Annotated in this window: 15 protein-coding genes; 14 read left to right on the top strand and 1 reads right to left on the bottom strand. The window is 30.9% G+C overall.

Annotated elements, in window-relative coordinates; translation table 11 throughout:
- The 10 genes from ypeB (at position 1) to kamE (ending at position 12,506) form a co-directional block, all read left to right on the top strand.
- Positions 1-1,362 carry a germination protein YpeB gene (ypeB, locus tag AYC61_RS18170; protein WP_066506325.1) on the top strand — a complete coding sequence of 454 codons (1,362 nt, stop codon included), beginning with the start codon at positions 1-3 and terminating at the stop codon, positions 1,360-1,362.
- Positions 1,363-1,991: 629 nt separating this feature from the next.
- Positions 1,992-2,408: a YwiB family protein gene (locus AYC61_RS18165; protein ID WP_066506322.1), complete on the top strand. Its 417-nt coding sequence runs from the start codon at positions 1,992-1,994 to the stop codon at positions 2,406-2,408.
- Between the two features lie 12 nt (positions 2,409-2,420).
- Complete coding sequence (locus AYC61_RS18160; protein WP_066506314.1) at positions 2,421-3,416, top strand: DALR anticodon-binding domain-containing protein; 996 nt, start codon at positions 2,421-2,423, stop codon at positions 3,414-3,416.
- 172 nt (positions 3,417-3,588) lie between these two features.
- Entirely contained in the window at positions 3,589-4,983 is a 1,395-nt protein-coding gene (locus AYC61_RS18155; protein ID WP_066506311.1) for a sigma-54 interaction domain-containing protein, read from the top strand.
- Positions 4,984-5,144: 161 nt separating this feature from the next.
- Complete coding sequence (gene kdd / locus AYC61_RS18150) at positions 5,145-6,182, top strand: L-erythro-3,5-diaminohexanoate dehydrogenase (protein WP_066506308.1); 1,038 nt, start codon at positions 5,145-5,147, stop codon at positions 6,180-6,182.
- Between the two features lie 33 nt (positions 6,183-6,215).
- Positions 6,216-7,493 (top strand): lysine 2,3-aminomutase, encoded by a 1,278-nt coding sequence (gene kamA / locus AYC61_RS18145; RefSeq protein ID WP_066506306.1) that lies wholly within the window; start codon positions 6,216-6,218, stop codon positions 7,491-7,493.
- Between the two features lies 1 nt (position 7,494).
- Entirely contained in the window at positions 7,495-8,547 is a 1,053-nt protein-coding gene (gene kamB, locus AYC61_RS18140; RefSeq protein WP_066506305.1) for a lysine 5,6-aminomutase reactivase subunit KamB, read from the top strand.
- The gene (kamC, locus tag AYC61_RS18135) at positions 8,544-10,181 is read left to right on the top strand and encodes a lysine 5,6-aminomutase reactivase ATPase KamC (RefSeq protein ID WP_066506303.1); all 1,638 of its coding nucleotides are present in this window, start codon (positions 8,544-8,546) and stop codon (positions 10,179-10,181) included. Before kamB ends, kamC begins: the two co-directional genes overlap by 4 nt.
- Before the next feature lie 16 nt (positions 10,182-10,197).
- The gene (kamD, locus tag AYC61_RS18130; RefSeq protein ID WP_066506302.1) at positions 10,198-11,751 is read left to right on the top strand and encodes a lysine 5,6-aminomutase subunit alpha; all 1,554 of its coding nucleotides are present in this window, start codon (positions 10,198-10,200) and stop codon (positions 11,749-11,751) included.
- Positions 11,751-12,506: a lysine 5,6-aminomutase subunit beta gene (gene kamE, locus AYC61_RS18125; protein ID WP_066506300.1), complete on the top strand. Its 756-nt coding sequence runs from the start codon at positions 11,751-11,753 to the stop codon at positions 12,504-12,506. The genes kamD and kamE overlap by 1 nt, the downstream gene beginning before the upstream one ends.
- A 213-nt stretch (positions 12,507-12,719) precedes the next feature.
- On the opposite strand, the gene AYC61_RS18120 is transcribed toward kamE, so the two are convergent.
- Complete coding sequence (locus AYC61_RS18120; RefSeq protein WP_066506291.1) at positions 12,720-13,286, bottom strand: S-layer homology domain-containing protein; 567 nt, start codon at positions 13,284-13,286, stop codon at positions 12,720-12,722.
- A 474-nt stretch (positions 13,287-13,760) separates the two neighbouring features.
- Between AYC61_RS18120 and AYC61_RS18115 the strand changes: the two genes are divergently transcribed.
- The 4 genes from AYC61_RS18115 (at position 13,761) to AYC61_RS18100 (ending at position 25,759) form a co-directional block, all read left to right on the top strand.
- Entirely contained in the window at positions 13,761-20,213 is a 6,453-nt protein-coding gene (locus AYC61_RS18115; protein ID WP_066506282.1) for an IPT/TIG domain-containing protein, read from the top strand.
- 125 nt (positions 20,214-20,338) lie between these two features.
- Positions 20,339-23,026 (top strand): S-layer homology domain-containing protein, encoded by a 2,688-nt coding sequence (locus AYC61_RS18110; protein WP_066506279.1) that lies wholly within the window; start codon positions 20,339-20,341, stop codon positions 23,024-23,026.
- 22 nt (positions 23,027-23,048) lie between these two features.
- Positions 23,049-24,533 (top strand): S-layer homology domain-containing protein, encoded by a 1,485-nt coding sequence (locus tag AYC61_RS18105; protein WP_066506274.1) that lies wholly within the window; start codon positions 23,049-23,051, stop codon positions 24,531-24,533.
- A 533-nt stretch (positions 24,534-25,066) separates the two neighbouring features.
- On the top strand, positions 25,067-25,759 hold the full coding sequence (locus AYC61_RS18100) for an ABC transporter ATP-binding protein (RefSeq protein ID WP_242866839.1): 693 nt from the start codon (positions 25,067-25,069) through the stop codon (positions 25,757-25,759).
- Position 25,760 lies beyond the last annotated feature (1 nt).

Below are 25,760 nucleotides of genomic sequence, written 5' to 3'. Positions count from 1 at the left end.
ATGAAAAAAAGAAGATATGGTACATTGTCTATGATACTAAGCTTAGCTTTAGTTGTAGCCATAGGATGGGGATATACGCAGTACAGACAAAAGATTATTTACAAAAGAAGCTTAAATAGCCAGTACCAAAGATATTTTTATGACATGAAGGATAACATAGAAACAGTACAAACATCATTAGAAAAAGCACTATTATCCGAATCAAGAGAGAGAAACATACTACTATTATCCCAGATTTATCAGCAAGCATATTTTGCACAAGATAGATTAACACAATTACCATTGATGCATAAAGAATTAGCAAATACAGAAAAATTCTTAAATCATGTAGCTGATTATAGCTATGCATTAATACAAGATCACTTAGATGAAAAAGAACTAGACAACAAACAAAGGCAAACCTTATTTAAACTACAAGATTATATGAGTACCTTATCTGCAGAAATGGAACAAACTTTTGCAAAGGTAGTAAATGGAGAAATAGATATGCAGTCAGTGCAATATAATGATAAAGAAATAAAAGAATCAAATAAAGTAATGTTTGATACAGGGATTACAAAATATGAAGAAGAACAAATGACCCAGTATCCAGAACTAATATATGATGGACCATTTTCAGATCAAGTACTAAATATAAAACCTAGAGGATTAGGAGAAGGAACAGTAGATCAAAAAAAAGCAGAAGATATAGCGAGAAAGTTTTTAGAATTCAAAGGCGTAAAAAGTATAGAAGCACTAGAAATGGGAGAAAAATTGAAAACAATCAGCATACCAGCTTATACCTTTGCCGTCAAAATGAAAGATGATACTACAGCGTATATAGGAGTCAGCAGAACAGGCGGTAAAATTATATGGATGGAGCATAGTAAAGAAATTAAAGAGCGAACCTTATCATCAGAAGATGCGGGTAAAAAGGCAGTAGAGTTCTTGAACAATATAGGTTATAGTAGCATGGAGCCTAATTATTCACAAGAGTATGATGGCTTTATCTTATTTAACTATGCATATAAAGAAAATGATATCACAGTATATTCTGATTTGATAAAAGTTAAGGTTGCACTAGATACAGGAGAGATTATAGGAATAGATGCATCAAATTACCTAAAAAGTCATCATGAACGAAGCATACCACCTCCAACATTGACACAAGAACAGGCTAGAGAAAAAGTGAGATACAATTTTGATATATCTAGCGTAAGATTAGCAATAATACCAGATAGAGGGCAAAAAGATGTTTTATGTTATGAATTCAAAGGGAAATATAAAGGCTTTGATTTTATAGTATATATAAATGCAGAAACTGGAAGAGAACAAAAAATATTAAAGATTATAATGGGCAAGAATGGTATATTGATGATATAGAATAAGAGAAGCTGTTTTAAACAAAAAGTGATCTTTAGTTAAAAACAGCTTCTTTTTAATTTTATACAAGCAAAAACTATAAATGATCCCTGATTATTCATATAACTTTGAATAATATGATGTATAGTTCTGAATTATGAGCAGAGAACCTAAATTTTAATTTAGGGTGAATCGCTTATTCAGACGAAGTAATAAGTCTGAGGTACATCTAAATTTGAATTCGAAGGTATACCGAGTTGGTATGTCGAGAATTTAATGGACTTCTTATAACAACGAAGGCAATTACGTAATAATTGCAACACACCGTTTCAACAAGGCGCAAGATTGCGCACCACCTGTTAAATATAATTTATACCCGCTACCTATAGAGGTGAGGGCATCTTGCGCCTTGTTATAATCATAAGGAATACTTATTAATGAATCTCCTATTCCGTTCCTTCATAGGAGTAAGCGGCGATATGTAACTCCTACTCATTTTTCCTAGGAGTAAGCGATTCACATAAAATCAGAGATTTTAGTTCACTGCTCATAATATTCTATGAATAATCTGAGATATGTAATATAATTAATATGGAATTATAAAATATTAAATATAGATCTATTAGAAGCACTAATGAAAGGAAGATAATATGAAGGATGTAAAAGTAAAGATAGTAGGAAAACAAACTGGCTTACAAGGAGAAGAAAATACAATAGAATTAATAACAGAAGGCAAATTTTATAAAAAAAATGATATATATTATGTAGTTTATGATGAATCGGAAATATCTGGAATGCAAGGTTCAACAACAACTCTAAAAATACAAGAACATAAAGTACAAATGAGAAGATTCGGAACAAATAGCTCAAAACTAATATTTGAAAAAGGAAAAAAACATGTAACAGATTACATCACAGCATATGGAGAAATGACGATGGAAGTTCTAACAAACAAGCTTAACATGGATATTAGTGATAATGGCAAAGGTAAAATCGAGATGAGTTATAGGTTAAACATATCCAAGATAGCAGAGAGTGCAAATACATTATCAATTGAAATAATGTAAGAGGATATATAAATGAACAAAATATATACAGAATTACAAAATGAGATGAAAAATATACTCAATGTAGACGAAGAAGTTGACATTTCAGTACCTAAATCAAAAGAATTTGGACATTTAACAAGTAACATTGCATTAAAATTCTCAAAAAAGCTAAATAGAACACCTAGAGAAGTATACCAAATAATAAAAGGTCAAATTTCATATACTTCACTAAATATAAAAAGGATAGATTTTATAGAACCCGGATTTATAAATTTCATTCTTACAGACAAATGGTTTGAAATATATGGTAGAGAATTGATTGAAAATAGTATATTAATTCATAAAATAAGCATAGAAAATTGTTTATTTAAATATATCGACAAAGCAAAAAATAACATGTATAATAGAGCTTATTTAATAACGGAGCAGATGAATAATATTATAGAAATAATAAATAAAAAACAAAATGGTAATAAGGATGTCAAAATTATAAATGTGAGTAGAAAACAAAACAAAGACAAGACCAATATAGTAGTTAAGCCATTTCAACAAGACGAAGAATGTTTTGTAAATTTAAGTGTAGAAAATATGTTTTTTTATTCATGTAGCAAAAATAGATCAACACTTGTAAACATATCATTAGACAAAGCATTTACAAATAGCTTAAATAATCCATATAACTATGTGACATACCCATATTTAAGAGCTAATAATATAATAAAATTACTTAAAAACGAAGGATATAACTATAATAATATAAATGCAGAATATTTATTTGATGATAATAAAGCAAGAGAGTTATTCCTCAAATATTTAACAATAGGAGACGTTATAACAGAAGCAGTAAAATACTATGAACCTTATAAACTTCTAGCATTTCTAAAAGAATTAAGCGATATATTTTATGAGTATAATAATAAATTATTGATTAGAAAAATGAACAAAAATAGAATAGAAGTTAATCTATTCATACTAAAAATATACACAGAAGTTGTAGAAAAAATAATGAATTTGCTAAAAATATGATAAGATAATAAATATAACAAGGCGTAAGATATCTCCACCCTTGTTGAAACGGTGTGTTGCAATTACTACGTAATTGCTTCTGTTGTTATAAAAAATTATTAAACTAATATTTAGCGTTATGAGTGCTAAATATTGGGCACATGTGCCGAATATTAAGCAAAGGAGGCTCGATATGAAGGACCTTTTCTTTAGAGAAAATATTTTTGAAATATTAGACTACATGGATGAGGGAATTCACATTATAGACAACAAAGGGAAAAGTGTATATTACAATAAAGCGGCTCAAAGATTGGATGGAATAAACAAAGATGATGTGAAAGGTAAGCATATATTAGATATTTATCCTTCCCTATCGGATGAAACCAGCACACTACTTAAGGTTATCAATACAAGAGAACCTGTTTTTAATGTTGAGCAAACGTTTATCAATTATAAAGGGGATAAGATAACAACAATAAACTCCTCTGTACCAATAATAGCAAATAATAAAATAAAAGGTGCGCTAGAGATATCAAAAGATATTACACGTGTTAGAGAATTATCAGAAAAAATAGTAGATTTGCAAAAAGAATTATTAAAAAACGACGATAATAAAAGTGTTGATACTTGTGATGGATTCAAATGTACATTTATGGATATAATTGGGCAAAATAAGACAATAAAAGAACTAAAATCACTAGCATTAAAAGCAGCAAAGACAGATTCACCCATATTAATATACGGCGAAACAGGAACAGGAAAAGAACTGTTTGTACAAGCAATACATAATACAGGCAAGAGAAAAAGCAAGCCTTTTGTGGCACAAAACTGTGCAGCATTACCAAGTAATCTACTGGAGAGCATATTGTTTGGAACAGTAAAAGGAAGTTTTACAGGAGCAGTAGACAGACCAGGTTTGTTTGAGCTTGCTAATACAGGCACAATATTCTTAGATGAAATAAACTCTATGCCGTTAGAATTGCAAGCAAAGCTTTTAAGAGTTATACAGAATAAAACAATAAGAAGGCTTGGATCACTGAAAACAACAAAGGTTGATGTAAGAATAATAAGTGCGGTAAATATACTGCCTAGCAAGGCAATAACAGAAAATACACTCAGAAATGATTTATATTACAGACTTAGTGTTATTAACTTAAATATACCTCCATTAAGAGAAAGAAAAGATGATATACCAATGTTAGTCAATTATTTTATAAACAAAACTAACGTTGAATACAACAAGAAAACGAAAGGTGTATCAAAAGAAGTAATGGAGATTTTTATGCAGCATAAATGGCCAGGAAATGTCAGAGAACTAGAACATATAATAGAAGCGGCAATATCAATTAATGATATAGAAGAAATAGGGATAGAGCATTTACCAAAGAAATTTAACAGCTCAAGCTTCAGTAGATTTGACCAAAATAAAATACCTTCATTGACAAGTGCAGTAAGAGAATTAGAAGAAAGCATAATCTTGCAAGCACTTAATGAATCAGATTGGAATATATCAAAAACAGCAAAATTAATAGAAATACCTAGACAAACACTTCAATACAAAATAGCTAAGTATAATATAAGAAAATAAGAAACATGCCTAATATTGGGCATGTTTTTATTTTAAAAATAATAAGAAAATAGCTTAAGTATGAATAATTAGCGGGAGGGCAAAATAATTATTATATGGCATAGATTTTGCAACAATTTATGATATATGTAAATTATAGTGTGAATAAGGGGGTTATAATAATGAAAAAAGGATGTCCTTACGGGACTCATAGAGTGATTGAACCAAAGGGTAAATTACCACAACCAGCAACAAAAATAGACAATAATATGGAGATATACGACAATGAAATACTAATAGATGTTAAAACATTAAACATCGATTCAGCAAGTTTTACACAAATCAAAAATGAAGCAAATGGTGACATAGAAAAAATTAAAGAAATAATGTTAAGAATAGTATCTGAAAGAGGAAAACATCAAAATCCTGTAACAGGTTCAGGCGGAATGCTTATAGGAACAATAGAAAAAATAGGTCCTGCGCTTGAAGGCAAAACAGACCTAAAAGTTGGCGATAAGATAGCTACATTAGTATCACTTTCTTTGACTCCTTTAAGAATTGATGAAATATTAGAAGTAAGAAAAGACATTGATCAAGTTGATATCAAAGGTAAAGCAATATTATTTGAAAGTGGTATTTATGCAGTTATTCCAAACGATATACCTGAAAACTTAGCATTATCAGTACTAGACGTAGCAGGAGCACCTGCACAAACAGCAAAGCTTGTTGGACCTGGAGATACAGTATTAGTTATTGGGGGAACTGGTAAATCAGGTATGCTTTGTCTTTACGAAGCTAAAAAGAGAGTTGGAGTTACAGGAAAAGTTATATGCTTAGGTCATAGTGAAAAAAGTCTTGAAAGAGTTAAAAAAGTAAACTTAGCTGATGTTTATATCAAAGCAGATGCAACTAATGCAGTAGAAGTTCTAAAAAAAGTAGAAGAAGTTACAGATGGTAAGATGGCAGACATAACAATTAACAATGTAAATATACAAAATACAGAGATGTCAAGCATATTAGCAACTAAAGATGATGGTCTAATATATTTCTTTAGTATGGCAACCAGCTTTACAAAAGCAGCATTAGGAGCAGAAGGAGTAGGTAGAGACACTACTATGATTATAGGAAACGGTTATACAAAAGGTCATGCAGAAATAGCATTACAGATAATGAGAGAAAGTGAAGAATTGAGAAAATTGTACGAAGAGTTATATGCTTAAGCTTTAAATGGGGGATAGGGAGGTTTTGTATAAATGAGGTCATATAAAGATATAGAGCTTTGGAAAGATGTAACTGACGAGCAGTGGAATGACTGGAAATGGCAAGTCAGAAATAGAATCGACACTGTAGAAGATCTAAAGCAAATCATCAATGTATCACCTGAAGAAGAACAAAACATAAAAGAAGTACTAAAAAAATTCAGAATGGGTATAACACCATATTATGCATTATTGATGGACAAAGAAAATCGTAATTGTCCTATTAGAATGCAAGCAGTACCAACGTTAGGCGAGGTGCATATTAGTAGTTCTGATATGCTAGATCCGTTACATGAAGATACAGATTCACCTGTTCCAGGTTTAACACACAGGTATCCTGATAGAGTACTATTTTTAATAACAGATCAGTGTTCTATGTACTGTAGACATTGCACAAGAAGAAGATTTGCAGGACATAACGACCAGGAGTCACCATTAGATAGAGTAGACAAAGCGATAGAATATATCAGAAACACACCAGAAGTTAGAGATGTATTATTATCCGGGGGGGATTGTTTACTAGTATCTGATGATAGATTAGAATATATTATCAAGAAGCTTAGAGAAATACCTCATGTAGAAATAATAAGATTAGGAAGTCGTACTCCTGTAGTATTACCTCAAAGAATAACAGACGACTTAGTTAATATGCTGAAAAAATATCATCCAATATGGTTAAATACACACTTTAATCATCCTAAAGAAATAACAAAAGAAAGTATGGAAGCTTGTAGAAAGCTTGCAGATGCTGGTATACCATTAGGTAATCAATCAGTATTGCTTAGAGGTATAAATGACAGTGTAAATGTTATGAGAAGATTAGTTCAAGAGTTAGTGAAAATTAGAGTAAGACCATACTATATATATCAATGTGACTTATCAATGGGAATAGAACATTTTAGAACTTCAGTATCCAAAGGTCTAGAAATAATGGAAGGATTAAGAGGACATACATCAGGCTTTGCAGTACCAACATTCGTAGTAGATGCTCCTGGAGGAGGAGGTAAGATACCAGTTATGCCTAATTATATAGTTTCTATGTCTAGGAATAGAGTCATACTTAGAAACTTCGAAGGAGTTATAACAACTTATGATGAGCCACAATATATAGAAGGACCTGAAAACTTAGATACAATAGAGAGTGAAGCAAATCATATATATACTGGAGTAGCAGGTTTAATGCATAGTAAAGACATATCATTAGAGCCTACAAAATTATTAAGAAATGATAGAGCCGAGAGAAGACATCTATTAGAAGAAAAGAAAAAATAAAATGTCATTATTTGATATAATACAAAAAGCTGGCAAGATAGTTTCAATAGTTGGTATGTCTAAAAATGCAGGTAAAACAGTAGTATTAAATAGACTAATACAGGACAGCTTAGAAACTGATATAGTGTTAGGAATAACATCAACTGGCAGAGATGGAGAAGAAGAAGATGTAGTGACTAATACTAAGAAACCATTAATATTTGTACCAAAAGGCACGATTATAACTACAACAGATCATGTTTTTGATACAGGAGACGCAAAATTAGAAATAATTTATACAACAGATTATACAACTCCAATGGGGTATGTAATTATAGCAAGAGTTATAGAAGAGGGAAATATACAAATAGCGGGGCCTCAAACTAACGCGCAGCTGAAAACGATTTCAGAGCTGATGCTAAAGTTTGGAGCTCAGCTGGTTTTAGTAGATGGCTCAATCAATCGAATAGCTTCAGCTTCAGTAGATGTTTCTGAAGCTGCAATATTAGCATCAGGTGCTGTCTTGAGTAGAAGTATGGATAGAGTAATAACAGAAACAGTTCATACAGTTAACTTAATGCAGTTAGATGAGGTAGATAGTAAAATAAAGAGTTTAATAGAATCTGATAACAATAAGATTACATTTATAGACAAGGATTTAAAAATAAATCATTTAAACATAAAAACAGCTATAAATTGCGGGAATACAATAGCATCAAATATAAAAAATAATACATTATACGTGATATTACCAGGAAGTCTAACAAACAAAACAGCTGCTGATATTATAGAAAATACAAAAAACAAGGATGTAATAGTAGTAGTAAAAGATGGTACAAAGATATTTGTAGATGCTAATAAATGGATGCAGTTGAGAAGAAAAGGTCTTAAAGTAAAAGTATTAAATAAGATTAATGTTAAAGCAGTAACATTAAATCCATATTCACCAAAAGGATATTACTTTAATCCTAAGGAGTTTTTATCAAAGATGAGAGCGAGGATTAAAGACATTCCCGTAATAGATGTTATTATAGAAGAAATGTCACAGCAAAGTTGTGGTGGTGAAGTAAATTGAATGATTTTATCAATAATAAGGCAAAAGAGCAGTTAGATTTTGATTATATACTTGGGAAAATAGAAGTTTTAACTCCATATGGTTTAGATAAAAAAAACAATTTAAAACCGTATCTTTGCGGTAGTGAAGATAAACTAAAAGAAGAATTTGAGATATTAGAGATTGTAGTGAATCAAATAAGAAAAAACCAAAAAGCATTTATTAGGATAAAATCAAGTTTGGCTCATACAAAAGATATCAGAGGTTCATTAGAAAGAGCAAAAAATAAAAATATTCTAACTATAGTAGAGTTGTTTGAAATTAAATTTTATATATTTATACTAAAAGAACTTGAAATTAAATTAAAAAACTTAGAATGTAAGCTTCCTGAAAGCATTAGCTTAAAGCAAATACATGAACTGGAAAATCTTTTAGATCCAAAGAAAAACGGCATAAAAACATTTTTTATATATGATGAGTACTCAAAAGAATTAGAAGACATAAGAAAACAGAAAAGAGAACTTGCATCAGCTATAAAAAAAGAAAACAATAAAATAAAAACTGTCATAAAACAAAACTTAAAATTAAATGTACGAACAAATGGAGAGATAACAGTACCAAAAGACGACTTAGAGCTGTTGGAAAAAGTGAAAAAAAGCGGTCTTCTTGAATATTCATCAGAAACCTACATAAGTTTCAAATATAAAATAAAGATGAGTGAAGAGGTAGAAGATTGTTTAAAAGAAATGGATACTTTAAAAGCTAAAGAAGAAGAAGAAGAGCTAAAGGTAAGAAAACAGATATCAAATAGAATAGCTGAGTTAGGGGATAAACTGAACGATAGCTTTGAAAAAATAGCAAATCTTGATTTTATTATAGCCAAAGCATTTATGGCAATAAAAACAGACAGCATAAAGCCGATAATAGAAAATACACATATGATTAGAATACAGCAAGGTAGGCATCTTAAGGTATCAGAAGAATTAAGTAGTAAAGGACATGAATACATGCCTATTAGTGTAGATATAGATAAAGGAGTAACCTGTATAACAGGTGCAAACATGGGGGGAAAAACTATATCTATAAAATTAATAGGGATGCTTTGTTTAATGACACAGTATGGACTATTTGTTCCATGTAAGTACATGAAAACTTCATTACATGATTTCATATTCATATCAATAGGAGATATGCAGTCAATAGGAATGGGTTTAAGTACATTTGGGGGAGAAATACATGGAATAAATGAAGCTATTAAGAAAAGTGATAAAAGGGGTTTGATATTAATAGATGAACTTGCCAGTGGAACTAACCCTTCAGAAGGGTACGCTTTATCAAAGGCGTTAGTTAAATACTTACTAAATAAAACAAGCATAAGTATTATAACAACACATTTTGATAATGTTGCAAACATTAGTAAAGTTAAACATTTGCAAGTGATAGGGCTTGAAAATATTGACTATGAAAAACTAAAGACTGTCATAGCAGTAGGCTCAGAAGGCATTGAGTCAGTGAGACTGTTGATGGACTACAGATTAAAAGAAGTAACAAATACTGAGCAAGTTCCAAGAGATGCTATAAATATAGCAAGATTAATGGGGATGGAAGAAAGTATAGTATCGGATGCAGAGGAAATAATGAGAGAAAAATATTAACAAAGGAGGTTGGAATATGAGCAAACTAAATTTAAATTCGGATATTATAGATAGTGCCAGAAATGCCGCCAGAAATATAGCCGAAGAAATGCAGGAATTTATAGATATGCATACAACAGTTTCAGTAGAGAGAACGGTAGCAAGGCTGTTAGGCATAGACGGAGTAGATGATATAGAAAGACCTCTTCCTAATGTTGTAGTAGACAACATAAAAGAAGATGGAGGATTATCACTGGGAACAGCATATTGGATAGGCAATGCAATGGTTAACACAAGTTTATCGCCACAGGAGATTGCAGTAAAAGTAAGTCAAAATGAACTTGATTTGATGAAATTAGATATAGCACCTGAAGAAGAAATAAAAGAAAAAATATATGAAATAGCTAAATCTACAGTAGATAAGATAAAAAATATGAGGCAAACAAGAGATAATTATTTAGAGCAGTTAGGAGAAGGACCAAAGCCATATTTGTATGTAATAGTAGCAACAGGTAATATATATGAAGATATAGTTCAAGCAAAGGCAGCTGCAAGACAGGGGGCAGATGTCATAGCAGTAATAAGAACAACAGCACAGAGTTTACTGGATTATGTTCCTTATGGAGCAACAACAGAGGGCTTTGGTGGAACTTATGCAACACAAGAGAACTTTAAATTGATGAGACGAGCACTAGATGAGGTTGGGCAGGAAGTAGGAAGATATATAAGATTGTGCAATTACTGCTCAGGCTTATGTATGCCGGAAATAGCAGCAATGGGAGCATTAGAAAGATTAGATGTGATGCTTAATGATGCATTATATGGAATATTATTTAGAGATATTAACATGCAAAGAACATTAGTTGACCAGTATTTTTCAAGGATAATAAACGGCTATGCTGGAGTAATAATAAACACAGGAGAAGACAATTATCTCACTACCTCAGATGCAGTAGAAGAAGCACATACAGTATTAGCATCACAACTTATGAATGAACAATTTGCACTAATGGCAGGAATACCAGAAGAACAGATGGGACTAGGTCATGCATTTGAAATGAATCCTAACATAGAAAACGGATTTCTTTTAGAACTGGCTCAAGCACAAATGGCAAGAGAGATTTTTCCAAAAGCACCGCTTAAATATATGCCTCCAACTAAATTTATGACAGGCAATATATTTAAAGGTCATATACAAGATGCACTATTTAACTTGATATCAATATGGACTAATCAAGGAATTCAATTATTGGGAATGATGACAGAAGCAATTCATACTCCGCACTTACATGATAGAAAGCTCGCTATAGAAAATGCAAAATATATATTCAACAATGCTAGAAACTTAGGTGATGAAATAGAGTTCAAAGAGGGCGGAATAATACAGACAAGAGCGCAGCAAGTACTAAAAAAAGCAGAAGAATTATTAATAGAAATAGAAAATGAAGGATTATTTTCCACAATAGAAAAAGGTAAATTTGCATCAGTTAAAAGACCAAGAGATGGCGGTAAAGGTTTAGACGGAGTAGTGGAAAAAGACAATAAGTATTACAACCCGTTTGTAGAGTTAATGTTAGGAGGTGATAGGTAATGTCAGAAGTTCAAAAAGTTGATTTAACAAAAGTTAAACCTTATGGAGATACATTAAATGATGGTATGGTTCAAACTTCATTTACATTGCCTATTCCCTATGGTGATGAAGCAAAAGAGACTGCAAGAATACTCGCAAGAAAAATGGGCTTAGAAGATCCTGAAGTAGTTCATTATGAAGACGTAGGAGGATATACATTTTTTGTAGTATATGGACATTGTGTTCACACAGTTGATTATACAAAAATAGAAGTTCCAAAAGTAGAAGTTAAAACAATGGATAAATATGCAGTTGAAGATTATATAAAAAGTAATATAAAGAGAGAGATAACCATAGTAGGAGCTTGTACAGGAACAGATGCACATACAGTAGGAATTGATGCAATCATGAACATGAAAGGATATGCAGGTCATTATGGGCTAGAGAGATATAAGATGGTAAATGCAATAAACATGGGTAGTCAAGTTCCGAACGAGGAGTTAGTAGCTAAAGCAATAGAAACAAATGCAGATGCAATACTAGTTTCTCAGATAGTAACACAGAAAAATGTTCATATACCTAATTTGACAGAGTTAGTTGAAATAATGGAAGCAGAAGGAATAAGAGACAAAATAGTTCTTTGCTGTGGCGGACCAAGATTATCTCATGAACTAGCAAAAGAATTAGGTTATGACGCAGGCTTTACAACAGGAAGCTTTGCAGATGATGTAGCAACATTTATAGTATCAGAAATAGTAAAAAGAGATTTAATATAGTAAGTAACTCGCGTGAATTTAGAGATGTTAAACAAAAAAACAGCAAGCACAAAGCTTGCTGTTATCTTTATATATATTTGGAAGGAGATTTATACGATAATTCTTCATTATAATATTATCATTTATGAAAAACTATTAAGGAGTTTATATCAACAGTGAGTATATATATTTACTCCTTCTGTTGAAATCAATTATGTAGTCGGATTAAAAGCATTAATAGCTTTTTTTCATGTTTATAGTAAGACATCTACTAATATAAACAGCTACATTACCTCTAGTAGACATAATACTTGGACTGGTTTCATTATCAGAAATATTTAAGTTTAGTGACCTATCCATATAATTTTCAGGCCATGTCTTATTTACATCCAAAGTATCATCATATCCAAGAAGTCTTATCAAAACAGTTAAAACTTCTGCATTAGAAATTTGATTGTCAGGTTTAAAGCTTCCGTCAGGATAACCATTAATCAAACCTATCTCAGAGGCTGTATTAATATAATTTTTTGCCCAATGAGAATCTGCATCATTGAATGCATTATCTGTGTTATTAAAGTTCTCATTATCTTTGCAAATAAGCCTTACTGCAAGAGTAGTGAATTCAGCTCTGGTAATATTATTGTCCAGCTTAAGGCTGCCATCTTCATAACCTTTGTATATTCCTAAAAGCTTTAGCTTATTACCTGCTTCTACTTCTTCATTTGTAGCTTGTGCATTTATTATTGTATTTGAAGTTAGAATTAAAACCATGAATATTACTAAAAATATTCTTTTTTTCAAAACTGATTCACCTCCGACTAACTCTATTATATCAGAACTTTAGCAACATGTATGTTTCAGTTTTATTACAGATAAATAAAGCAGATTACACAATATGTCATTAGAAATACTCATGTAAAAGATTCAAAATAGAAGGGAAAATGCCTTGTATGGCGAAATATTTAAGAATACGACCATTTTTAGTCATAATCTGAAAAAAAGCTATATCAAACCATGTAATATAATAGAAACAATATATGTAATAATATAGTAATAAAGATTTTATAAAAACATGCCGATATTATAAATAAGGTAGTTTGAGCAGAGAATTAAAAACTCTGATTTTATGAGAGTTGCTTGCTCCTAGGAACGAAATAAGTAAGTGTTTCACTTGGCAATGTAACAATTTATTAACATAAAACAACTGTAATCAAAATGTAACAATAAACTATACAGTACATAACATCAATGAATAACAAGTAAGGGGAGGAAACTATGAAAAAAAGCTGGCTAAAGAAAGGATTGAGTATTTTAACAGTATTTATGATGCTAATAGGGCTCATGCCACAAAGCACAATAAAAGTATATGCAGCATCGCCAGTAATAAACAAAATCGAAATAGTAAAAACTTACAAAGGCGGATTTGAAACACCAACAGTATTTTATCTTACATTACTGGGAAAAGACCTAGATAATGTTTCTGTAAAAATGCAAAATAACGAAGGGGAATTAGTTAATTTATACCCAAATTCTCCTGGTAATACATCAGTACAATATACAATTGATCCTTCAGATATGGGTTCAATGTTTTTGATTAATGGAGTTCAATACGATATACACGAAAATGATATGCCGGAAATAAGAGGCGTAGATCCTAAACTAGTTAAAAAAAATAACAATATTAAAATAGAAGGAATAAATTTTGATAAGATTGGTACAACAGAAACACCAAAACAAACAATATCAGTAAAATATACAAATGCATTAACTCACAAAGACATATCAACTGAGCTTAGTGGAGCAGCAGGAAGTGGTATTGCTGATGTAACAGTAGACTTAGGGCTCGGACTTCAAGACATAAGAGTAGATAAAGAATATGTAAAAGATGGCATAGACGTAAGTTTGTCATATAGATATACAGATGCCTTTCGTATATATGATGACATAGCGGTAAATCCTGATAATATAACGATATTCCCGAATAAAGGAAAAATAGGAACACAAGTAACAATAAATACAACAGATACATTTAATGAGGATTATTCAATATTCTTCATGAAGGATATAACAGACCCATTTAAGTATGGATATATGGGAAGAGAATATTTTAAAAGTGTAGATGCAAAGACAATAAAAATAAAAGTTCCGGACATGCTTGACTCAGGAGAAACATACAAAGTAATATTGACTAACAAAATTTCTTATACAGGTTCAAACAACAATGATGACTTAACAAAATATGTAATAAAACAAAAAGAGATAGGAAACTTTGTAGTAGTAGATGCAAAAATAGCCCCACAAATACAGTTTGTTCAGCCATCATCAGGACCTGATTCAGGTTCTTATGTAAATATTATTGGTAAATATTTAGAAGAATTAAATATAGAAGGACTAACAGTAAGTGGTTCGGGCAATTTAGAATATGACAGCGTAGCAGTGGATGATGAAAAATTAAAGATTACATATAATGCTAATGACATCCAATATAATAAAAAAGATGTAAAGAGTATAGAGAGAAAGCTATTAGTTACAATAGGTAGAAACGCATTATTTTTGCAAGCAGATATTGACAAAAATGAATTTAATTCAGGTGCAGATGGCTTTGATAAACTGTATGTTAAGACAAAACCAATATCAGCTGATGAATTAAAAGACCCTGTAAAAGATGTAGTCATTGAAATTACTACAACTCTAGAACTTGAATCAGGTGGTAAAGTAGTTATCACAGAAACAGCAGTTAAAGAAGATGCATATACTTTTGAAGCTAGTTTTGTTGAACCAGAAATAGAAATGGTAACTCCAAACAAAATTCAAGTAGTTGGAGATAATCCATACTCAATAAAAGAAGATACTGTCATATGCATACAAGGTAAAAATTTTAAAGTCTATAGTTATACAGATACAACGACAGGGGATCCTGAAGTAAAGGTTAATTATCCAATAGTGGTGTTGGGAGTTAATGGAACAACAGTAAATGACGGAGAAATATACTTAAAAAGACAAGGAAGCGAAGATATAGTTGTCGACAGTGTTGGTAATCCAATTCCTGGAGCAACCTTTGAGGTTTTAGATGATCTTGGTAATAAAGTAGACGGGGTAGCAGGAAATGAAACAGGATCAATAATAGTTGTAAAAATACCGTCAGGAATACAGTTAAAACAAGGGCTTATAGGTGTAAAATCAGCAGTTGCAATAGCAAACCCAATAAAAGGCACAGAAAACAATGGTCCAATGGTTTCTGAAAACAACGAAAGAACTGGAATAACATTTGTCAAAACAGCAGATAGTCCTGAAATTATAGATGTCAAACCAAACATAGTAACAATAAATGGTGGAGAAAAAATAGTAGTAATAGGAACAAATTTTCAAGATGGTGTTAAAGTATTCATAGATGGTAAAGAAGTAAATGGAGTAATAAGAGATACAGACCCTATAACAACAGAAGGTACGCTTACATTTAATGCACCAAGCGGAAGAGAAGGAATTACCATCTTGCAGGTTATGAACTTAGATGGAGGTTCAGACAGTGCAGAGTTTGTATATGTTAAATCCAGCAATCAAGATCCTGAAATTGACACGATAGGACCAAACAAGGGCTCAAAAGGAACGTTAGTAGTTGTAAAAGGGACAAACTTTTTTAGACCTGATTTAACAGTAGCAGACATATCAGGTATGGGTATATATAACCTGTTAGGTACAAGAGTTTTACTGGATAACAAAGATGTAAACACATATAACGGGAATCCCGAAGTACCTGAAAAACCAATATCATACACATTACCTGAATTAAATGATGAAAAACTTTTACAAATAAAAGACAATGAATTAAATATTTCAAAATACTATGAATATGCAACAGTTTCAGAGACAGCATCACCTGATAATATTTATTCGGTTACAATAGATTCGGATAAAAATGCTGTATTATCAAGAAATGGCACATATTACACAATTTCAGTAGATGAAGATGGTAATTATACATGTATAAAAGACGGTTCAATAGATGTAAGCGTAACAGTAAATGATAATAACATAACAGTTGATTCAGTAAGTCTAGAGGCGAAGTTTGATTATGAATTATTATCAATAAAAAAACTTGAAAATGGATCTAAAAAAATACAGGTTGCAGATTATTACGATAGTATATTTTTCTATGATAGCTTGCACAATAAATACTTAAAAATGTTTGTGGATCAAAGAGGCAATATTAAAATAAGTAATGGGAATGATTTAGAATATAATATAAAAATAGACTCAGATGAATTAGTAGCTATAAAAAATACCACTAAATATACTTATGAAATAAGTGCAGATAGAACGCAAGTTGTAATAGATAAAGACAATACAAATGTAAAATTAGATATAGTAACGCCATATTATGTTGATGCAAATAATATTATAACAGGACATAGAACAAGAGTAATAAATAAAAACGAAATATGGTTTAAGGTACCAGCATTAGACATACAAAAATGGTACGACGTTACAGTCAAAAACCCAGATACAAAAAGCGATACAAAATATGACGAAGATGGATTTCTATATTTTAAAAGTCCTCAGTCAAATCCGGAAATAATAAGCATAGTTCCGAAACAAGGCACAACAGAGGGTGGCACACCAATTAAAATAACAGGAGATCAGTTCCAAAGCACTGGTTCTGTATATATAGGAGGAATCAAAGTACCAGATAAAGACGTTACAATAAGCAATAATATGAAGGAACTGACAGTTATAGTGCCTAAGTATCCGGGCAATGTTGATGAAGACTTTATAACAGACAGAAAAACAGTGCCTGTAGTTATAGTAAATGAAGATGGAGGTAAAGCTGTAAAAGATGATGGATTCACATATATTATAGCAAACAGTACGCCAAGAATAGATGAAATTTATCCAGTTGAAGGTAGTGCAGCAGGAGGGGAAATAGTAGATATATTTGGATATGATTTTAGATTCTATGAGCCTTATAAGGGAGAGATAGGAGAATCTGATTTTGAATTTGATGATTTAGACGAAGATACACATTGGGACAATATGAGTACACAAGCAGATGTGGATTCAAAATATAAAAAAGACTTAATACATGATAAATATGATTATTATTATGATTCACCAGTATTACCAACAGTATATTTTGGTAACTTAGAAGCAAAAATAGTTGTTTTTAACTCAGCAACAGGTTATATACAAGTAATAGCACCGCCATATCCAAAAGCAGGAACAGTAGATATATGTTTAATAAACAATGATTCAGGAAAGTCAAACACAGTATCATACACATATAGAAAATCAAACCCTAAAATATCTATGATAACACCAAACATGGGTAAAAAAGAAGGGAATGAAACAGTAAATATAATAGGTAGCGGATTCAAAAAAAGTCTTATAGAAATATTTGATGTAGATGAAAACATAATAGATAAAGAAAATATATATTTAGTGAAATTTGGGAATATATCTAATAAAGAACTAGCGAAGGATGAGAACAATTCAGGAAGGATAATAAACGGACGAGCACATGTTGAATTAAAAGGTGGATTGACAGTAGATTATGTATTAGACAGTGCAACAGGCAATATTTTATTAACACCAACAATAAGAGTAAGCGACAAGAATGGGGACAAGACTTATAAACAAACATATATTTATAATGATGAAACTAAGTTCATAGATGTAGCTAAGCTCGAAAATACTGATGGTACATCTTCGAATTACGTTGGTTATGAATATATAAAAGTAGAAGTAGATGATGGCAGAGTATTAGTAAGTAGAGGTTATTCAAAAAGTTCATTTTTAAAATACAATGACCAAATAGAATTAAAGTCACCTAATTACCATACAGTTGAAACAGTTGAGGTAGTAGTAGAAAACCCAGACAGTGTTTCAAATGCTGTTTCTTACACATACAAAAACCCAATAAGCAATCCAACAATAACAGCAATAACAGGAGTACCATTTAAAGACGAAGGTTCAAGACATATAGTACAAGCACCTACAACAGGAGGACAACCATTTAATATAATGGGTACAGATTTTATAAAAGAAGGGATAACAGTTAGGATAGGAGGATATCCATTAAAAGAAGAAGATTTTGAATATATCAATGAAAATAGGATATTAGTAAAACCTCATATAATGAATCCCAACTTAAGCACAGATTTGGATTATTTGATAGAAGTCCAAAATGAAGATGGTGCAAGAGCAACAACAGAAAATATAAACGTATACTATAGGTATTTACAGATTAGTGGTGACAAGCCTGAAATAACAAGCATAGAGCCAGCAAAAGGAAGTGCAGCAGGAGGATATACAGTAACAATAAAAGGGAAGAATTTTGCAGAAAAAGTAAAAGTAATATTTGGTTCTAGTGCAGATGGCTCTGGAGCAGAAGTATTAGAAAGGACTATAAATAAACTAGTCGTAAAAGTACCGCCAAGTGATATCTTGGGTTTAGTGGATGTATATATCGAAAATGTCGATTATAGAACAAGTAATGTAAAAGAAGATGCATTTGAATATATATCGTATCCTACAATAGATGCTAACAGTATAACACCAAGCGAAGTATTTATAACAGGAGGACAGGAAGTAACAATAAAAGGAAGTCAGTTTATGCTAGATGCAGAAGTTTATTTTGGAGAATTAGCGTGTCCTAAAGTAATAATTGTTGATGCAAATACAATAAAAGCAGAAACACCCGTTGCAACAATCAAGGACTTGGGTTACAAGGATGTCAAAATAGTAAATAAAGATGGAGGTATAGCAGTTTTAGAGAATGGAATAAAATATGTGCTTCCAAGACCAAGCGATCCAACAGGATTTGTAGCGATACCTGGAAATGAAAGATCAGTAGTGCTAAAATGGGATGAAACACAAGAAGCTGACAAGTATAAAATATATGGTAAATCAAAAGATAGTAGAGATTATTGCTATATAGGAGAAACAACAAAGCTGGAATATTATATAAAAGATTTAGAGCCAGACACTAAATATTATTTTAAACTATGGTCAGTCAATAAATACGACGAATCAAAAGGATATGCATATGCTAATTGTACAACAAAAGAAGAAGACGAAGATGATGCTGACGACAAATATTTAGATGAAGTACAAGAAAAAACAGAATTATCAGTGAGTCAAAACAGCATATTTATAAAATTACCTGAAAAATACAAGCAAAGCGAATATATAATAGATTTAAGAGATGATATTTACAGTAAAAGCAAAACAGTATCTATAAGTGTACCTATGAAAGCTATAAGTGCAGGTGTAGGCTATGTTTACGTAATAAAAAAAGATTTTAAAGTTTATGTTCCATTAGTGAACTTAAAAGTTAGTGCCTATAAATATCTTGACAAAACAAAAGATACCAACATTATATTAAACATAAATCAAATGGAGTCAAAAGAAAAATCAAGAATAACAAAAGGACTAACAAGAAAACAAAAATCAGTATCAGATTGTTATAACGTGAGTATAGCTATTCAAGAAAGTAAAAACAAAAATGCTTTTAGTCTCCTAGAAGGAATTACATTTAGTATGTTAGTAGATTCAACAAATATCAAAAAAGAAAAACTAAGCATCATGAGCTTTAGCGAAGCGGAAAACAAACTAAAGCCAGAAGTTTATACGGTTTCAAATACAGTTGACTATATAGGTCAAAAGTCTATGTATAACATAAATATAGTTATGAAGGAAGACAAAGAGCTTATAGTAATATATAATAGATAATATCAAAAGGGGTGTTTTTAAAACACCCCTAAATGAACGATATTTGAAAACGCAAAATCTATGAATTTCTCGTTTGTTCACTGAGAAATAAAAATACAATATATAATGGAAAATGAGGTGTTTGCATGAGAAAAAAGAAGGTTTTAATAGCCGTATTATTAATAGTAGTTTTAGCTACGTCAACAGTATTAGCTGAAGCAGGACAAGCTTTTGAAGGTACATCTACATATGACAATTTATATAAAAACATAAACTTCAAAGATGTAAAAAATCATTGGGCAGAAAAATATATAAATACTATGAGTGCTCTGTCTATTATTAAAGGTATGGGCAAACAACATTTCAACCCAAATGAAAAGCTCACTCATGAACAAGCACTGATACTATTAGTTAGGCTTATGGGTTTAGGACAAGAAGCTCAGCAAAAAGGTCAAGACATGGTAACAAATATAGACACAGCAGGATATAACATACTCACAGCATATGATTATTGGATAAAAGGATACATAGACACATCGATAAATAACGGTATAATAACACAAGAAGAAGTTAATCTAATAACTAATATAAATCAGACTACAACCGAAAGAATAAACGACGAAGTAGATTCAAAAATGGCATCATATGAACCAAACTTTAACATAACACAGACTCAGTTAAACAATATAAGAAAACAGTTAAAAGAGAAAATTACAAGAAAATATACTTGGCAAAAGCCTGTCAGTAGAGAAAAAGTAGCTATTTGGACAGCTAGAATAATGAACCTAGAGCCAATAACAGGAAGCGAGCAGCAAAATGTTTATAACTTAAAGGATTGGAAGGATATATCTCCAAGTAACTTATCATTAATAGAAGCAGTTTTGCAAAGTGGAATAATGTCTGGCAATAGTAGAGGAGAATTTAAACCCAAAGCTTCATTAACCAGAGCAGAAATGACAAAAATAATGTATCAGATAGCAAGACCATTATTACAAAAGAATGGTTATAAAATTAATACAGGTATGATAGAAAACATAGAAGAATCCATATTTACAAATAGTGATCCACTAACAGGCAGAACCTATGCAGTAGTAGGAAAAACGATTAGAATAAAAAATGATGTCGGTATTCAAAATATTTATATACAAGAATCAAAAGATGAGATTGGTTCAAAAGGATTTATATTTATAGATGGCAAGCATTTATCAACAATGGATAAATTAAAAAATGGCGATTATATAAGGTATTACATAGATCCAAATGACAAAGTAATATTAGCAGAGAGATTAGATGCAAATAATTTAGTGTTAGACGTATTTATAGAAAAGGTAGAAGATAAATATATAACTTTCAAGGATTTTAACGATATAACCTATAAATTTGAAATAGCAAACGGAGCAAATGTATTAATCAACGGAAACGTTATACCCGTAGAGGATTTATTATATGGTCAAGAGGTATCGGTAAAACTGGTAAATGACAAAATCACATTAATAACAGGAGAGCTTGAGACAGGTGATGAAGGGTATATACAACCGGGAGATAAGATTTACACAGGAAAAGTATTATCAAAGGATAAATATAGTAGAGTCGTAACACTAACAACACCAGATGAAGTAAAGCAGTTTACAATAGATGGATATGCACATATAATCAAAGATGGAGAAAATGTAAGCTTTGATGCAATAAAAGATGGAGATTATTTAAGACTGGAATTTGATGAGTATGATACAAATAAACCGCTAAACATATATATATCATCAGCAGACATACAAATAGCTTCGCTATACAAAGCACAATTACAGGATGTAATAACATCACGTAGTCAAATAATATTAGGAGAGCTTAACCTGTATAATCATGGGAGCTGGACAAAACAATCAGGAAAACAGGCGATACAGATTAGTCCGAATTGCAAAATATATACAGGAAACACTAGCTTAAGCTTGGAAGACTTGAAACAATATACAGGAAACGAAGCATATGTAGCAGTAGAAAATAATTTTGGTCAAAACCAAATAATCAAATTAGTAATGAAAAATGACTATGAGACAAAATATAACAATTCAATACAAAACATAGAATATGGAGCAAATACTTTAAAAGTAGATTATACAAAAGTAGGTTTTGACTATGACAGTACTATCATAGTTAAAGATAACAGACTTATACATCCATATAACTTGAAAAAAGGTGATGACATATTAGTATATTCCTATGGAGTATCAAATCCTCATGCGGCATTTATATCAGTACAAGACGAAGATACTGAGGGAGTAGTAGTATACAGAGGTAGAATAGACGATATAGGTCAGTATAAAATAGATTTAGATAAAATTGATATATTAGAAAATAATAATTGGCAGCATGAGACAAAACAAACTACCTTTAAAATAAGTAACGATACAAAGATTATAGATACAAGAGGAGCTGAGGTAAAAGCAGTATCAGTAGATGACTTTTTAAACAGCAAATATCTAAAAGAAGATGACAAAGATAATAACTATTATAAAAAATATGCTTATGCAGTAGAATATAACAACATGATAATAGCACTCAACATAATATCAAATGACACAAAAGCACAGGTTATATCAACAGCTACAGTAGAAAAAATAGACAAGGCTAATATTAGCCTAAACTTAAAAAATGTAAAGGATTATAGTTTCTTTAAAAAGAAATGGAATTTAAACGAAACAGCCTTAGATTTAACAACACAGAAATGTATATTTATAAAGAATGGTAAAATAGTTAGCTATAATCATGTTAAAAAAGGTGACAGTCTGTATATTTTACGAAAGAATAGCAGAGGAGATATAATAATAATCAAATAACCAAAGATGAGGAGGTGTAAATATGAAAAAAAGAATACTTTTATTAGCCATGATACTATTATTACAAGCATTACCTTCCTATGCACAGATAAACAATGCAGGTTTTGAAGGCGGTATTCACAAGGATGAACAAGATTACAAAAAAGAAAAACAGTATAAAGAAGTTATATTTGTAACAGGAAATCCTGTAGTAATGTACGGAAAAGTAAAAATATCAATAAAAGATAAAAAACTGACATATGACTATGTAAATATGAAAAGCAAAGATGGCTCAGTGACAATGAAGAAGCACATTGAAATAGATAGAATCATAGAAAGTGCCGAAGATATAAAACAGGTAGTAGAAGAAAACAACATAATAAAATACAAAGAAGAAATAAGTGATAGTATCGGAAATACATATACATTAGAAGATTACCAATTTCATAATTCCACCATTGATGATAATCAACCGATAGTAAATTATTACTCAGGTAACTGGTTAGGAACAAAGGTGTATAAAGTAAATGATGGTGAAAAAAAATTGAGTATAGATATAACAGGTAACATATATGGTTATGATCATTTTTGGGGAGCAACAGAAACTCAAAAAATAAAACAATATATAACACAGACTGATGTAATAGATGACGAAATAGATTGGACAGGCAGTTCAGAAATAAACATATCATTTAATAGAACAAAGAATATGGAATATTTTGATAACTTGCCATACCAAACAAGCTTTTCAGGAGGCTATACACTTACAGAAAAAAAAGAAACAGTCATGGTATATGATTATGACATGCCATACTTTGATAAAGATGGAGAAATAGCAGATGTGAGAAACAGAGGAACAGCAACAGAGCGTTTTGATACATTACCAACACAGAAAAAGCTTTATATACCTAAATTTGAAGATATAAAAGGAATATGGTCAGAATGGGATATAAAACGATTAGCAGGCTTAGGAGTATTTGATAGTTCAAAGAAATTTTTCGGTCCCAAACTGCCAACAGAAAGAGCAGAATTTGCAAGATGGTTATCAAAAGCAATGCAGCTTGTAGACAAAGAAGATAAACCAAAGAGATCCTTTACAAAAGAAGAAGTAAATCCACCAGTATTTGCAGACGTAACAAATAAAAACTTGGATTATGAATATATAAAAGCAATCAAAGAAAGAGGTATAATGACAGGCGTAGGCAATGGTACATTTATGCCAAAAGGAAAGCTTACCAGAGCACAAGCAGTAACAATAGTAATTCGTTCAATAGGTCTTGAAAGATTAGCACCAAATCCACCATTTACAACGCCTTTCAAGGACGATAAAGACATACCGCTTTGGGCAAAAAAATCGATATACGTAGCAAACCAAATAAATCTAGCAAGAGGTAACGCAGGATATATACATCCAAATGATTATATGACTAGAGAAGAAGCAGCAGCATTTATAAATAGATTTATAAACTATTTACAAACAGAACTTAAAAAGGAATATAGAGATAATATTATAAACTATGGATTATAACAAATTGAATATGATGAACTCATTGTACTCCTACTAGTAATTAAGTAGGAGTTTTATTAAGCAGAGAACCCAAATATGGATTTGGTGTGAATCGCTTACTGCTAGGAACGAAGTGAGTAGGAGCTTCATTTTAAAAATTATAAAACTTAAAAATTGTTAATTAATTATTATATCATCAATTCTTTAGAATCTTAATATTTGTAAAACAATTTTAATATAAATGAGATAACAATGAAAAAAACAGGGTTTAAGTACTTAAACAAGAAAATAGTATTTGCTAAAATTCACATAATAGACTAAAATATAGGTTGATACTGTAATTTTAAAAATAGGCAAAATTCAACATTCTATAACTTAACCAAATGAATATTGAGATTAAAAATATTACATGAGTTACAGTTATAAATAAGCAAAAGCAACATTACATAATTTCCATAAAAAATAGTTAAAAAAATGAAACTTTTTTTATGCTTTATGCGTCTATATAAATGGGAAAATATATGTACAAAGGAGGGTATATAATATTGACAGCTATTTTAGAACTAAAAGGGATAACACGTAGTTATAATACGGGACAAATAAAAGTTCAAGCTCTAAAGGGCGTGGATTTAACTATAGACAAAGGAGATTTCGTTTCAATAATGGGTCCATCCGGTTCAGGTAAATCTACAATATTAAATCTAATTGGCTGTTTAGATTTGCCAACAAAAGGGACATATAAGATTAACGGAGTACATGTAGAAAAATTGAGAGATGGAAAACTAGCAGAAATCAGAAATCAATTTATTGGCTTTGTATTTCAAAGGTTCCATTTGTTATCAAATCTTAATGCCTTAGAAAATGTTGAACTACCCCTGATTTATCAAGGGATATACGGAAAAGAAAGAAAAGTAAGAGCAAAAGAGGCATTAAAAGCAGTAGGACTAGAAGATAGAATGAATCACTTGCCTTCACAGCTTTCAGGGGGTCAGCAGCAGAGAGTTGCTATAGCCAGAGCCTTAGCTAGTAAACCTGCATTAATATTGGCTGACGAACCAACAGGAGCATTAGATACAGCATCAGGTAAAAAAATAATGGATATATTTACAGAACTAAACGAGAATACAGGCATAACAATTGTCCAAGTAACACATGAAAGAGAAATAGCTCTTTATGGACACAAAATATACCATCTTAGAGATGGGTTAGTAGAAAATATTGAAGAAGTAACACAAAAGTCGAAATAGG

The sequence above is a fragment of the Abyssisolibacter fermentans genome, assembly GCF_001559865.1.
In the GTDB taxonomy this organism is placed as follows: domain Bacteria; phylum Bacillota; class Clostridia; order Tissierellales; family MCWD3; genus Abyssisolibacter; species Abyssisolibacter fermentans.
Note: the sequence above shows the minus strand (reverse complement) of the source record. Positions and strands in the feature narration are given on the sequence as shown.

Excerpts from the sequence above, each read along its gene's own strand:
- ypeB (WP_066506325.1), top strand. The coding sequence starts at position 1 with ATGAAAAAAAGAAGATATGGTACATTGTCTATGATACTAAGCTTAGCT.
- AYC61_RS18165 (WP_066506322.1), top strand. The coding sequence starts at position 1,992 with ATGAAGGATGTAAAAGTAAAGATAGTAGGAAAACAAACTGGCTTACAA.
- AYC61_RS18160 (WP_066506314.1), top strand. The coding sequence starts at position 2,421 with ATGAACAAAATATATACAGAATTACAAAATGAGATGAAAAATATACTC.
- AYC61_RS18155 (WP_066506311.1), top strand. The coding sequence starts at position 3,589 with ATGAAGGACCTTTTCTTTAGAGAAAATATTTTTGAAATATTAGACTAC.
- kdd (WP_066506308.1), top strand. The coding sequence starts at position 5,145 with ATGAAAAAAGGATGTCCTTACGGGACTCATAGAGTGATTGAACCAAAG.
- kamA (WP_066506306.1), top strand. The coding sequence starts at position 6,216 with ATGAGGTCATATAAAGATATAGAGCTTTGGAAAGATGTAACTGACGAG.
- kamB (WP_066506305.1), top strand. The coding sequence starts at position 7,495 with ATGTCATTATTTGATATAATACAAAAAGCTGGCAAGATAGTTTCAATA.
- kamD (WP_066506302.1), top strand. The coding sequence starts at position 10,198 with ATGAGCAAACTAAATTTAAATTCGGATATTATAGATAGTGCCAGAAAT.
- kamE (WP_066506300.1), top strand. The coding sequence starts at position 11,751 with ATGTCAGAAGTTCAAAAAGTTGATTTAACAAAAGTTAAACCTTATGGA.
- AYC61_RS18115 (WP_066506282.1), top strand. The coding sequence starts at position 13,761 with ATGAAAAAAAGCTGGCTAAAGAAAGGATTGAGTATTTTAACAGTATTT.
- AYC61_RS18110 (WP_066506279.1), top strand. The coding sequence starts at position 20,339 with ATGAGAAAAAAGAAGGTTTTAATAGCCGTATTATTAATAGTAGTTTTA.
- AYC61_RS18105 (WP_066506274.1), top strand. The coding sequence starts at position 23,049 with ATGAAAAAAAGAATACTTTTATTAGCCATGATACTATTATTACAAGCA.